Here is a 13,255-nt window from a genome sequence, read left to right on the forward strand (position 1 = left end):
CCTGCGGTCCACTCCGGGCGGCGGCGCGCCCGTCCCCTCACCGCGGGACATGGACGGGATACGGCGGCTGTGGCAGGAGGGCCTCTTCGCCGAGCGGGTCGCCCTCCTCGGCGCGCTGCGCGCCCGGGAACCGGCCGCCGCGCGGGAACTCCTCGCGGCGACCTGGGCGGCGGAGCGGGCCGAGGACCGGCTGATGTTCCTCGACTCCCTGCGTTCCGGAATCGGTCCGGACGACGAGCCCTTCCTGGAGCAGGCCCTGGCCGACCGCAGCCGCAACGTACGGGCGACGGCGGCCGAGTTGCTGTCGGCGCTGCCCGGCTCGGCCCTGGCGGAACGGATGGCGGTCCGAGCCGGCGCGTGCGTGGCCGTGGACCGTACGCGGGACGTACCGGCGATCACCGTCGAGGCGCCGCACGAGTGCGACGCGGGCATGGAGCGCGACGGCGTGGTCGCCAAGGCCCCGGCGGGCCGGGGGGAACGGTCGTGGTGGTTCGGCCAGTTGGTGGAGTCGGCGCCCCTCGGCAGCTGGTCGCGGCGGCTCGGCGGGCGTACGCCCCGGAAGGTCGTCGCTCTGCCGGTGGCGGACGGCTGGCAGAGCGAGCTGCACGCCGCCTGGTGCCGGGCGGCGGTCCGGCAGCGGGACGCGGCCTGGTCCCGGGCACTGCTCGGGGAGCCCTCCGCACCGGAGGCGGGCGGACCGGGGGCGGTGTCCTTGGCCGAACGCGCCAAGCTGCTCGGCATGCTGAACGGCGCCGAACGGGCGGAGTGGGTGGCCGGGTTCATCGAGAAGCACGGCCTGTCCGAGGCGTTTCAGCTGCTCGGGGTGTGTGCCGTGCCCTGGGCGGCGCCCGTCGGGCGGGCGGTGGTCGACGCGCTCAACATCGCGCGTGACGCAGGGAGTTATCCATGGAGTTTCAGCGGAGTCATGGGTCTGGCCGAACGCTGCCTGGACCCGTCCGAGGCCGGCCGGCTCGACGCGCTCCTCGCGGTACCGGACGAGCCGGAGAACGCGTCACCGGGCGCCGGGGGCTACTGGTCGGAGGCCTTCCAGCGGCTGGTCACCACACTGCGGCTACGCGCCGCCATGCTCGCGGAACTGACCCCGCCCACTCCCTGACCCGCCCCGTCGGGCCGCACCCGCCTCTCACACACCGTCACACGGCACCGTCCGCGGGCAGTCGCACCTCTCACGGAGGGGCGAACGCCGGGTCGGGACGGACGGGCGGCGGGGGTCTCCCGGCTCGGGCGGAACCGAAGGCGGGAGAGGCGCGCCGCGAGCGCCGGGCCGCGCGGACACCTCCCGCCCGGTGCCCACCCCGTGGTGGCGGGACCCGGGCCGCGGCCGGCGGTCCCCCGCCACCACGCCCGGGGCGTCATCAGGACGGCGTTCTACGCCTCGGCGGGCTGACGGGCGTTGGCCCGCACCCAGTCCACGATGGACGCGGTCGTCGCGCCCGGGGTGAAGATCTTCGCGACACCCTTCTCCTTCAGCGGAGCGATGTCCGCCTCGGGGATGATGCCCCCGCCGAACACCAGGATGTCCGCCGCGTCCCGCTCCCTCAGCAGCTTGATGACCGCCGCGAACAGCGTGTTGTGCGCGCCGGAGAGGATGGACAGACCGATCGCGTCGGCGTCCTCCTGGATCGCGGTGTCGACGATCTGCTCCGGGGTCTGGTGAAGCCCGGTGTAGATCACCTCCATACCGGCGTCGCGCAGCGCACGCGCGATCACCTTGGCCCCGCGATCGTGGCCGTCGAGCCCCGGCTTGGCCACCACCACGCGGATCGGACCGGCTGCCACACCCATCACTGCCTCCATGAAGCGACTACATCCATCCGTATCGACCAGTACCGCACACATCGCACGGACACTCCGGCCCGAACCGGCCGGAGAAGTGAACGAACGCTATCTCCAGCATCCCGCAACCGGCCGTTTCACGGTGCACAGGGAGGGGGAAATCACACGGTGGGACACGTTCACCGCGCAGCGTTCCCGGGCTGCGAGGCCCGCACACCGCGTGCCCGTGCGACTCACGGGCAACAGTGGGAACATGCGCATAAGGGATTCGCACCGACGTCGCCGTACCAGCGCGCCCCCTCCACGCATCGCACGCGCGCACCGTCGACCGCTCCGGCAGCGGCATCCCATGAGGGCACACGGGGGACGAGGCCGTCCTTCCGTGTGCCGACAGGAGGTCGGCCATGAAGGTCACCGAGGCAGCTCTTCCCTTCCTGCCGCTCTGCCGGCGTCTTCTGCCCGCCCGGCTGACGGATCTCTCCCTGACCCTGCTGAAGGCGACCGCCCTGGAGCTGGCGATCCTGGCGGGCCACGTTCTCCTCTATCCGGCGGGGATCGTCCAGGAGCGGCGGGGCCCGGACCGTTCCGCGCTGCCCACCCCGGGGGGCACGGGCACCGCGCAGCTGCCCAGGGAGGCCAAGCCCCCGGTCGTCCTGCTGCACGGCTTCATCGACAACCGGTCGGTGTTCGTCCTGCTGCGCCGCAGCCTGTCCCAGCACGGCAGGCAGCAGATCGAGTCGCTCAACTACTCACCGCTGACCTGCGACATCCGCATCGCGGCAGAACTGTTCGGCCGACACATCGAGCAGGTGTGCGAGCGCACGGGCAGCCGTCAGGTGGACGTGGTCGGCCACAGTCTCGGCGGACTGATCGCGCGGTACTACGTTCAGCGACTGGGCGGTGACACCCGGGTGCGGACGCTCGTCACGCTCGGCACCCCGCACTCCGGAACGCGCATCGCCCCCCTGGCCAACGCGCACCCCATCGTGCGCCAGATGCGCCCCGGCTCACCGGTACTCGAGGAGCTCGGCAGGCCGGCGCCCGGCTGCCGTACGCACTTCGTCGCCTTCTGGAGCGACCTCGACCACATCATGGATCCGCTGGAGGCGGCGTGCGTGGAGCACCCGGACCTGACAGCGGTGAACGTCCGGGTGACCGGTGTCGGCCATCTCGCCCTGCCCGTGCACCCGGCGGTGGCGACCGGCATCCGGCAGGCACTGGACGCGGCACACGCGGGAGAGCCGTCCACCGGTCGTACGAGCGGCCTGACCGTGGCGTGAGGGTGGCAGGGCGCGACACGCCCGGCACCCGTTCCCCGTGACAAGCGCGCCACGGGTGCCCCCATCCGAACAACAACGGTCCGGCACGGCCGACTTACGGCCGTAGAGTCATCCATTTCCTCGAACAAGCTTCGAACAAATTGCCAAGACCGCGCACACCCTCCGCCAAAACACGACCGAATGCCCGTTTCCTGCGCGCGTGAAACCTCGGGAAGATTGTCGTGCCCGCATACCGCCGGGTACAGTCGCCGCACTGCTCTGGCAGCCCCTGTTGTCGAGGCGAAAGAGAAGTTGGTGAACGACCGTCACCCGTCGGGGACCATGGCCCCGGCTCCGGCTTCCGATGCCGAAGCGGCGCCCTACGCGTCGTACGGCTCCCAGGAAGCCCGGTACGGCGATTTCACCATCTACGGAGGCTATGACGCCACCGGTTTCGCCGCCACGCACTACGGCACCGGCGGCCACACCGCCGGGAACTTCGCCGCGGACCCCCTCTTCGGTGACCTCCCGGGCAGCGGCCACGACACGGGCGCGTACGACTCCGGCCAGTGGGCCCCGGGCGGCCAGGACACCGGGCACTACGACGCGTACGCGGCCCAGCAGACCACCGCGTACGACACCGGCGGCTACGACACGACCGCCTGGACCACCGAAGCCCAGCCGATGACGGTGATCCCGCCGCAGGCCGGCTCGCCCGAGACGAGCGGCCAGTGGGACGCCGGTACCTGGCTCCCGGCGGACCCGGCCGAGACGCCCGCCGACGGAACCCAGCAGTGGGGCTGGGGAACACAGACCTTCGACAGCGGCGTGTACGACGCCACGCAGTGGAACTCCGACGGCGGCGACGCGGCCTCCCAGGCCCCCACGTCCGAGACCTACGCGCCACAGGCCGAGTCCTACGACCAGGACCCCTATGGCCAGAACACATACGAGCACGAGTCCTACGCCCAGGACACATACGCACAGCACACGACCACGGCCGAGGCCACCGACGACGAGCCGGGCCACGGCGAACCGGCCGACGGGGAACCGGCCGACACCGGTGAACTGCCCGCCGTCTCCCTGCTCGACGAGCAGGAGGAGGCCCTCCCCGTTCCGGCGCCGCGCGCTGCCCCACGCTCCGGGTCCCGCTCCCGGCGCCGTACGCCCGCCAAGCGCTCCGCGCTGCTGACCGTGGCCGTGCCCTCGGCGTGCGTGATGGGCGTCGCCGGGATCGCGGCGGCCTCGGTCGGGGATCTGACCGAGGCCGCCGGCCAGGAGACGACGACGACCGCGGCCGACGCCCAGCCGGTCGAACCGTCCGCCGCCAACATCAAGCTGGACACCCAGCTGGAGAGCCTCGCCGCGGGCGCGGACGACTTCGCCGACCGGGCCAGCCGCACCCAGGAGCGCATCGACCTCAAGGCGCAGCAGGAGGCCGAGCGCAAGGCGGCCGCCGAGGAGGCCGCCCGCAAGGAGCGGCTGCGCCCGAAGTTCTCCCTCCCGGTCGCGCAGCACGGCCTCAGCGCCTACTACGGCCAGTCCGGCATCAACTGGATGTCCGTCCACACCGGTATCGACTTCCCCGTCGCGTACGGCACCCCGGTGCTGGCGGCGACGGACGGAACGGTGCGTACGGAGTACAACTCCGCGTACGGCAACATGATGATCGTGACGGCGATGGACGGCACGGAGACGTGGTACTGCCACCTCTCCAGCTACCAGCTGCCCTCCGGTGCGACCGTGAAGGCCGGCGACCAGATCGCGTTCTCCGGCAACTCGGGCAACTCCACCGGCCCGCACCTGCACTTCGAGGTGCGCCCCGGCGGCGGCTCGGCGATCGACCCGCTCGCCTGGCTGCGCAGCCACGGCCTCGAACCGGCGTAGGGCGCCACGGGGCGCCGCACGCGAGGAACGGACTCGGCGTCGAACCGCGCGGCCGGCCCCGAGCGGCCCGCAAGCCCATGACATGACGGACTCGCGGGCTCCGTGTCCCGCCCGGACGCTCGGCTAGAGCTTCTCCACCGGGGCGTACCGCAGCAGCAGACGCTTGGGCCTGGTGTCCCCGAAGTCGATCGACGCCTCCGCGTTGGCCCCCGTGCCCTTCACCGCCACCACGGTGCCGAGGCCGAACTGGTCGTGCGTGACCCGGTCCCCGACCGCGACCGACACCACCGGCTTCTCCGTGGTCCGCCGGGTGGCGAATCCGGAGGCACCGGACGCCGACGAGCGCGAACGGGACGACGACAGCGAGGCCGCCACCCCCGACGCCGGACCGGACGACACGGGCGCGACCGCCCCCGTCCGCTTCCACTCCAGGTGGGCGGCCGGGATCTCCTCCAGGAAACGCGAGGGCGGGTTGTAGGACGGCTGGCCCCAGGCGCTGCGCAGCGTCGACCGGGTGAGGTACAGCCGCTCGCGCGCCCGCGTGATGCCGACGTACGCCAGCCGCCGCTCCTCCTCCAGTTCCTTGGCCTGGCCGAGGGCCCGCATGTGCGGGAAGACGCCGTCCTCCATGCCGGTGAGGAAGACGACCGGGAACTCCAGGCCCTTGGCGGTGTGCAGGGTCATCAGGGTGATGACGCCGGAGCCGTCGTCGTCCTCGTCGGGGATCTGGTCGGAGTCGGCGACCAGGGCGACCTGCTCGAGGAAGTCGGACAGCGCGACCGACTCGCCCTCACCGCGCTCCTGTTCGAACTCCAGGGCGACGGCCGCGAGTTCCTGGAGGTTCTCGATCCGGGTCTCGTCCTGCGGGTCGGTGGACGCCTGCAACTCGGCGAGGTATCCGGTGCGTTCGAGGATCGCCTCCAGGACCGTGGCCGGGCCCGCGCCGGACTCCACGACGGTGCGGAGGTCCTCCATCAGCGTGTTGAACCGCTTCACGGCGTTCGACGAGCGGGCGGCCATGCCGTAGGCCTCGTCGACGCGCTTCAGCGCCTGCGGGAAGCTGATCCTCTCGCGCTGGGAGAGGGCGTCGATCATGGCCTCCGCGCGGTCGCCGATGCCCCGCTTGGGCACGTTGAGGATGCGGCGCAGCGGCACCGAGTCCTCGGGGTTGGCGAGCACCCGCAGATAGGCCAGGACGTCCCGGACCTCCTTGCGCTCGTAGAAGCGGACGCCGCCGACGACCTTGTAGGGCAGGCCGACGCGGATGAAGATCTCCTCGAAGACACGGGACTGGGCGTTGGTCCGGTAGAAGACGGCGACGTCTCCCGCCCTGGCCTCGCCCGCGTCCGTGAGGCGGTCTATCTCGTCGGCGACGAACTGCGCCTCGTCGTGCTCGGTGTCGGCGACGTAGCCGGTGATCCGCGCGCCCGAGCCGGCGTTGGTCCACAGGTTCTTGGGGCGGCGCGACTCGTTGCGCTCGATGACCGCGTTGGCCGCGCTCAGGATGGTCTGCGTGGAGCGGTAGTTCTGCTCCAGCAGGATCGTGGTCGCGTCCGGGTAGTCCTCCTCGAACTGGAGGATGTTGCGGATGGTCGCGCCGCGGAAGGCGTAGATCGACTGGTCGGCGTCGCCCACCACGCACAGCTCCGCGGGCGGGACCTCGGCCTCCGGCGGCACGTCGACGGGGTGCTCCGAGGTGCCGACGAGCTCCCTGACCAGGGCGTACTGGGCGTGGTTGGTGTCCTGGTACTCGTCGACCAGGACGTGCCGGAAGCGGCGGCGGTAGTGCTCGGCGACGTCCGGGAAGGCGCGGAGCAGACTGACCGTCGTCATGATCAGGTCGTCGAAGTCGAGGGCGTTGGCTTCCCGCAGCCGCGACTGGTAGAGGGCGTACGCCTGCGCGAGGGTCTTCTCGAAGCCTCCCCCAGACTCCGTCTGGGAGGTGCCCCCGCTGGCCTGCGCCGCGAAGTCCTCCTCGTCGATCAGCTCGTTCTTCAGGTTGCTGATCTTGGCGCTGAAGGACTTCGGCGGGAAGCGCTTGGGGTCGAGGTCCAGGTCCCGGCAGACCAGGGCCATCAGTCGCTTGGAGTCGGCGGCGTCGTAGATCGAGAACGACGACGTGAAGCCGAGCTTCTTGCTCTCGCGGCGCAGGATGCGCACGCACGCACTGTGGAACGTCATGACCCACATGGCGCCCGCGCGCGGGCCGACGAGCTGCTCGACGCGCTCCTTCATCTCGCCCGCGGCCTTGTTGGTGAAGGTGATCGCGAGGATCTGGCCCGGGTGGACGTGCCGCTCACCCAGCAGATGGGCGATGCGGTGGGTGAGCACACGGGTCTTGCCGGAACCGGCGCCGGCCACGATGAGCAGCGGGGAGCCGGAGTGCACGACGGCGGCGCGCTGGTTCTCGTTCAACCCCTCCAGCAGCGCGGCGGCGTCGATCACCGGGCGCGGGGCGCCGTCGCGGTAGTAGGAGTCACGGTCCGGCGGCACGTCGAACTTCCCGCCGAACAGATCGTCCGGAACGGTCTCCGGAGCATGATCGTCCTCGGGTGGTGGCGGGGGTTCGTCCGCGGGGCCCCGCCGGGCCTGGAGGTCCGCCAGGAAGCTGTCGTCAAAGAGGCTGCTCATCGCTCTCCGAGTCTAGGGTGCCCCACCGACAACCCGGGCCCGCCCCGGAACATCCCCGGTTCCCGTCCCGGCTCCCGCCGCCCCGCGCCGACGCGCACCCTGCACGTCCGCCACCTCACCCTGAGTGACCCGCCACGCCAGGTCACAAAAATGTATCGGGCATATCACCCATCAACCTTCACAGACGCCACACCAGTTGGCTACCGTGCGGGCAGGCCGCTCGTCCCCGCCGGCGAACCTCGCCGGACCGCGCGGCCTCCGCCGAGTCCGTCACTGTCCGCCGCGACAGCCGGAGCCGGGGACCCACCGAGACCACGGGGTGAATCGGCCCACTCCCTCACGGAGCGGCCGTAGGGCAACCCTTCCGAACCACCCGCCCGAACCCTCCCCCAGTGCCTGAACGGCCTGGGCGGGACCCCCACCGCTCACCCGGTAGGCGGAGTTCTTGGAAGGAGTCGCCTCCCTTGGCGTCGCACCGCAAGTCGCCCGCCCCCGGCACGCGCGTCGCAGGCATACGCACCCCGGCCCTGGCCACGGCCGCCCTCACCTCCGTCGCCCTGCTCTCCCAGACAGCCAACGCCGTCCCCACGGACGACGACAAGCCGAGCCTGGAGGAGGTCGAGAAGAAGGTCGGCGACCTCTACCGCCAGGCCGAGTCGGCGACCGAGAAGTACAACGCGGCCAAGGAGAAGACGGCCAAGCAGCGCAAGCGCGTCGACACCCTCCTCGACGACGTGGCCAGGCGCGCCCAGAAGCTCAACGACGCGCGCGCGGAACTGGGTTCCTACGCCGCCGCCCAGTACCGGACCGGCGCGGGCGTCCCCGACACCGCGACCTTCCTGCTCGCGGACACACCGCAGGACATCTTCGACCAGAGCCAGCTGATGGACCGGATGACCGGCCGCCAGAAGGTGATGGTCGACGACTACGTCGCCCGGCAGTCCGAGACGATGAAGAAGCGCGAGGAGGCCACGGAGAGCCTCCAGACGCTGACCGAGTCGCAGGACGACCTCAAGACGGCCAAGGCCGCGGTCCAGAAGAAGCTCACCGACGCCCGTGAGCTGATGTCGAAGCTGACCGCCGAGGAGAAGGCGCGGCTCGCGGCGATCGAGGAGAGGAAGCAGGAAGAGGCCGCCCGCCAGGCCGCCGAGCTCGCGCGGCAGCAGGCGGAGCAGGAGAAGGACCGGGAGGAGGCCGCCGCCGCGCAGCAGGACAGCGGCAGCACGGGTACCTCCGGATCGTCCGGGTCCTCCGGCTCGACCACCCCGCCGTCATCCGACTCGTCGTACGCCACCAAGGCCGAGAAGGCCCTGGCCTTCGCCCGCGCGCAGATCGGCAAGCCGTACGTCTGGGGCGCCACCGGCCCCGGCTCCTACGACTGCTCCGGCCTCACCCAGGCCGCCTGGAAGGCCGCCGGCGTGACGATCCCGCGCACCACCTACGACCAGGTCGACGCGGGCACGACGGTCTCCGTGTCCCAGGCCCAGCCCGGTGACCTGGTCTTCTTCTACGACGACATCACCCACGTGGGCATCTACATCGGCAACGGCATGATGATCCACGCCCCGAAGCCCGGCACGTACGTCCGCGAGGAGTCGATCTTCTACGACGGCGAGTCCTCGATCCACAGCGTCGTACGCCCCGCCTGACCGCCCGAAGGCCCGGCCCGTCCGGCCGGCGGGCAGCCCGTCCGGCCGGCGGGGCGGTCACCTCGGACCCCTCGCCCCGCGGCGGCTCAGGTCCACAGCACCGCGATGAAGATGTTCGTCACGGTCAGCAGGCCGACCAGACCGAACAGGCCCTTGTCCACCTTCTCGTCGTCGCGCTTCAAGTAGACCAGGCCGAGGATCACGATCAGCAGGGCCAGCTTCACGCCGATCTTGATGTGGTCGACGGAGTACTCCTGCGCCTCGTTGAGACCGACCAGGGCGATACCGGTGACCAGCATCGTCAGCGCGCCGTGCAGCATCGCGGGGGTGAAGCGGGCGGTGCCCTCGCCCATGGCCTTCATCTGGGTGAGAAAGCCGCCGAGCAGCGACGCGATGCCGATGATGTGCAGGCCGACGAAGACGTGGATGAGTGTGTCCATGAGGCCGGAGCCTAACCACACGCTCCCCCTAGCACTCCGGCACCCTCGGCCCGCCGGACTTCGCCGCATCGATCATCACACAGAGTGAAGCAGGCGAAGCCGGAACGACATTCCGCTCACTTACGGTCACGCTTCGGTCCGCTCGCGCCACTTCCGCACAACCCGTTACCCGGGCCGCACGGCGGGGCCTAGCGTCCTCCACCAGGTGACCGGCTCTCCATCGCCGCCCGTGCCAGGGGCGGCAGCCGGACACCCCCGCCGGAAGGTCCGGCGGCGGACGGCTCCCCCGTACCTCCCGCCGCCGGACCCCGAACGGCAGTCCGTTCGGGGCGGTCGCCGGAAAGGACGGACAGCCAGGTGGCAGCGCACCGCAGGTCCCGGAAGCGCTCGGCGGGCGGCCACACGGCCCGCACGGCCGCCGCCATCGCCCTCGCCGGAGCGGCCACCGCGACCGGCTTCGACGGCCCGGCGCTCGCCGAACCGCAGGCGACACCGGAGCGCATCAGGGCCGACGTCGCGGAGCTCTACCGGGAGGCGGAGGCCGCCACCGAGAAGTACAACGGCGCGAAGGAGAAGGCGGAGTCGGCCCAGCGGCGGCTGCACGATCTGCACGACGAGACGGCCCGCAGGAGGGGCCGGCTCGACGAAGCGCGGGACGCCCTGGGGTCGGTCGCGGCGGCGCAGTACCGGGGCGGCGGCCTCGACCCCGCCCTGCGACTCCTCCTGTCCGAGAACCCGGACGGGTATCTGGACGGCACCGCCCTCGCCGAACGCGTGGGCAGCCGCCAGAAGGCGGAGGTGGGCCGCGTACGCGGACAACTCCGGGAGATCGAGCAGCTGCGCGGGGCGGCCCGCGTCGAGGTGGAGGCGCTGACGTCCCGCCGGGCCGAGATGAAGCGGCACAAGAGGACGATCACCGGCAAGCTGACCGCGGCCCGCCGGCTGCTGTCCCGCCTGCCACCCGAGCAGCGCGACGCGGGCGCCGACCACGCCTCACGCTCCCCGGCGGGCCCCCGAGACAGTGTGACCGCCTCTCCGGCCCCCGGCCCCCGCGCGGCGGAGGCCGTCGCCTACGCCTACGAGAAGATCGGCAGCCCTTATGTCTGGGGCGCGACCGGGCCGGACGCCTTCGACTGCTCGGGCCTCGTCCAGGCCGCCTACCGCTCCGCCGGTGTCTCCCTCCCCCGCACGACCTACGCCCAGATCAACGCCGGCCGCCGCGTCCCCCGCTCCGCTCTCCTCCCCGGCGACCTGGTCTTCTTCTACTCCGGCATCAGTCATGTCGGCATCTACATCGGCGACGGCCGGATGATCCACGCCCCGAACCCCTCGGCCCCGGTCCGGGTGGCGCCCCTGGACGAGATGCCGTTCGCGGGGGCCGCGCGGGTGAGCTGAGCGGCCCCCGCGGGGCGCGCGCTCACACCAGCCGCCGCGCCGTCGCCCAGCGGGTCAGTTCGTGGCGGTTGGAGAGCTGGAGCTTGCGCAGGACCGCCGAGACATGGGACTCGACCGTCTTCACCGAGATGAACAGCTGCTTGGCGATCTCCTTGTAGGCGTAACCCCGCGCGATCAGCCGCAGCACCTCCCGCTCGCGCTGGGTGAGGCGGTCGAGGTCCTCGTCGACCGGCGGGGCGTCGGTCGAGGCGAAGGCGTCCAGGACGAAGCCGGCCAGGCGGGGGGAGAAGACGGCGTCCCCCTCCTGGACCCGGAAGACCGAGTCGACCAGATCGGTGCCGGTGATCGTCTTGGTGACGTACCCGCGGGCGCCGCCCCGGATCACGCCGATCACGTCCTCCGCCGCGTCCGAGACGGACAGGGCGAGGAACCGGACCGGCTGCTCGGCGTCACCCATCAACGGGGCACAGCGGCGCAGCACCTCGACCCCGCCGCCACCGGGCAGGTGCACGTCGAGGAGGACCACCTCGGGCCGGGTCGCGGTGATGACGGTGACCGCCTGATCGACGTCGGCGGCCTCCCCGACCACCTCGACACCGGTCTGCGCGGTCTGTCCGATCTCGGCCTGGACGCCGGTACGGAACATGCGGTGGTCGTCGACGAGGACGACACGCACATGACGTCCGGCCGTGCTCCCGGCCTGCCCCGCGGACCCGGTCCCGTGCCCCGCTGCGTTCGCCTCGGTCGGCTCGCTCATGACGTTGTCTCCGCCCTCTCCATCTCCAGTTCGACCTCCGTGCCGCCGTCGGGCACCGCGCGCAGCCGCGCCGTACCGCCGTTGCGCTCCATGCGGCCGATGATCGACTCCCTGACGCCCATGCGGTCGGCGGGTATCGAGTCCAGGTCGAAGCCCGGACCGCGGTCCCGGACGGAGACGAAGACCGTCTTCCCCTCGACTTCGGCGTAGACCTGCACCGCGCCTCCCTCGCCACCGTACTTGGCGGCGTTGACCATTGCTTCCCTCGCGGCCTGCATCTGTGCGGCGATCCTCTCGTCGAGCGCGCAGTCGCCGACGACGACGACCTCGAGGGGGACGCCGTGCTTGTCCTCGACCTCGGCGGCGTTGCGCTTCACCGCCTCGGCGAGGGTGGCGGGCTCCTCGTCCTCGTCCTTGCCGTTGCCCTCCGGTTTGTAGAGCCAGGCGCGCAGATCGCGCTCCTGGGCGCGGGCCAGGCGGCGCACCTCGCCCGCGTTGTCCGCGTTGCGCTGGATCAGGGTGAGGGTGTGCAGCACCGAGTCGTGGACATGGGCGGCGACTTCCGCGCGCTCCTGCGCGCGGATGCGCATCAGGCGCTCCTCGGACAGGTCCTGCGTCATGCGCACGAGGTAGGGGCCGGCGAGGAGGGTTATCCCCACCAGGACCGCGAGGGCCGCCTGGAGCACCGAACCGAGGTGGCTGCCGGAGCCCCGCAGCACGAAGATGCCGGAGGCTCCCGCCGTCACCAGCAGCACTCCGGCCACGGCCCGCAGCAGCGTGACCGTGCGCCGGCGCCGGCCGACCTCCATCCAGCGGGCCCTGCGCGCGTTGTCCGCCTGCCGCCACACCAGGGCGACGCCCGCGCCGACCAGGACGGTCGGCCAGAGATACGCCTTGGCGCCGTTGGTCAGGTTCACGCTGCTCACGAAGACCATGGCCACCACGACCATGAGGAGCAGGGCGACGATCTGCCCCCTGTCGGGTCTGCGGGTGACGAGTCTGCGCCGGCCGTCCGGCGCGGTCTCGGTCGTCACCGGTGCGTGCGGCCGCTGCGCGTCCACCCCGCCCACGCCGAGCGGTACGAAGAACCAGAACGCGGCATACAGCAGGGCACCGAGGCCGTCGGCCATGAACAGGCCGACGAAGACGAGACGCACCCAGATCACGGGCAGTCCGAGGTGTCCGGCGAGCCCCCGCGCCACGCCACCGAGCCAGCGTCCGTCACTGCTGCGGTAGAGCTTGCGCGGCGGCCGGGGCTCGGCGAGTGGCGCTGCTGCGGCTTCCGACATGCCAACGATGGTCACACGACCGGAATGCGGGAGCATCAGGGTCGGTCCCGGAAACTCCCCTGATCTCCGCTCCGGCCCCCCGAACGCTCCCCGGGCCCCGCTCAGGGACGGATATCAGGGTCGGGCCAGGGTTGTTCCGACTCCCGACACG

10 protein-coding genes are annotated in these 13,255 nt (G+C 71.7%); 5 read left to right on the plus strand and 5 right to left on the minus strand.

From position 1 onward, the window contains the following. On the plus strand, nucleotides 1-1,117 hold a 1,117-nt coding region (locus B9S61_RS09575; protein WP_103541881.1), incomplete at its 5' end, for a DUF5691 domain-containing protein. A 272-nt stretch (nucleotides 1,118-1,389) separates the two neighbouring features. Here B9S61_RS09575 and B9S61_RS09580 read toward each other — a convergent pair. Beyond that, nucleotides 1,390-1,806, minus strand: coding sequence for a cobalamin B12-binding domain-containing protein (locus B9S61_RS09580; protein WP_103541882.1), 417 nt, complete (start codon nucleotides 1,804-1,806; stop codon nucleotides 1,390-1,392). 395 nt (nucleotides 1,807-2,201) lie between these two features. On the opposite strand from B9S61_RS09580, the gene B9S61_RS09585 reads away from it, so the two are divergent. Together B9S61_RS09585 and B9S61_RS09590 are read left to right on the plus strand one after the other, a co-directional pair. Continuing rightward, complete coding sequence (locus tag B9S61_RS09585; protein WP_103541883.1) at nucleotides 2,202-3,077, plus strand: triacylglycerol lipase; 876 nt, start codon at nucleotides 2,202-2,204, stop codon at nucleotides 3,075-3,077. 180 nt (nucleotides 3,078-3,257) lie between these two features. Then, complete coding sequence (locus B9S61_RS09590; RefSeq protein ID WP_103541884.1) at nucleotides 3,258-4,943, plus strand: M23 family metallopeptidase; 1,686 nt, start codon at nucleotides 3,258-3,260, stop codon at nucleotides 4,941-4,943. Nucleotides 4,944-5,066: 123 nt separating this feature from the next. Here B9S61_RS09590 and pcrA read toward each other — a convergent pair whose 3' ends face one another. Continuing rightward, nucleotides 5,067-7,574 carry a DNA helicase PcrA gene (gene pcrA, locus B9S61_RS09595; protein ID WP_103541885.1) on the minus strand — a complete coding sequence of 836 codons (2,508 nt, stop codon included), beginning with the start codon at nucleotides 7,572-7,574 and terminating at the stop codon, nucleotides 5,067-5,069. 464 nt (nucleotides 7,575-8,038) lie between these two features. Here pcrA and B9S61_RS09600 point away from each other — a divergent pair, with 464 nt between their 5' ends. Continuing rightward, complete coding sequence (locus B9S61_RS09600) at nucleotides 8,039-9,223, plus strand: C40 family peptidase (RefSeq protein ID WP_103541886.1); 1,185 nt, start codon at nucleotides 8,039-8,041, stop codon at nucleotides 9,221-9,223. An 86-nt stretch (nucleotides 9,224-9,309) separates the two neighbouring features. On the opposite strand, the gene B9S61_RS09605 is transcribed toward B9S61_RS09600, so the two are convergent. After that, on the minus strand, nucleotides 9,310-9,663 hold the full coding sequence (locus B9S61_RS09605; protein ID WP_103541887.1) for a hypothetical protein: 354 nt from the start codon (nucleotides 9,661-9,663) through the stop codon (nucleotides 9,310-9,312). A 357-nt stretch (nucleotides 9,664-10,020) separates the two neighbouring features. On the opposite strand from B9S61_RS09605, the gene B9S61_RS09610 reads away from it, so the two are divergent. Next, the gene (locus B9S61_RS09610) at nucleotides 10,021-11,058 is read left to right on the plus strand and encodes a C40 family peptidase (RefSeq protein ID WP_103541888.1); all 1,038 of its coding nucleotides are present in this window, start codon (nucleotides 10,021-10,023) and stop codon (nucleotides 11,056-11,058) included. A 22-nt stretch (nucleotides 11,059-11,080) separates the two neighbouring features. Here B9S61_RS09610 and B9S61_RS09615 read toward each other — a convergent pair whose 3' ends face one another. Both B9S61_RS09615 and B9S61_RS09620 read right to left on the minus strand, forming a co-directional pair. After that, a complete protein-coding gene (locus B9S61_RS09615) occupies nucleotides 11,081-11,815 on the minus strand; it encodes a response regulator transcription factor (protein WP_103541889.1) in 735 nt (244 codons plus the stop codon). Further along, nucleotides 11,812-13,104: an ATP-binding protein gene (locus B9S61_RS09620; protein WP_103541890.1), complete on the minus strand. Its 1,293-nt coding sequence runs from the start codon at nucleotides 13,102-13,104 to the stop codon at nucleotides 11,812-11,814. The genes B9S61_RS09615 and B9S61_RS09620 overlap by 4 nt, the downstream gene beginning before the upstream one ends. Between the last annotated feature and the right edge of the window lie 151 nt (nucleotides 13,105-13,255).

Origin of the sequence: Streptomyces sp. SM1, assembly GCF_002910825.1 — a bacterium.
Classification (GTDB): domain Bacteria; phylum Actinomycetota; class Actinomycetes; order Streptomycetales; family Streptomycetaceae; genus Streptomyces; species Streptomyces okerensis.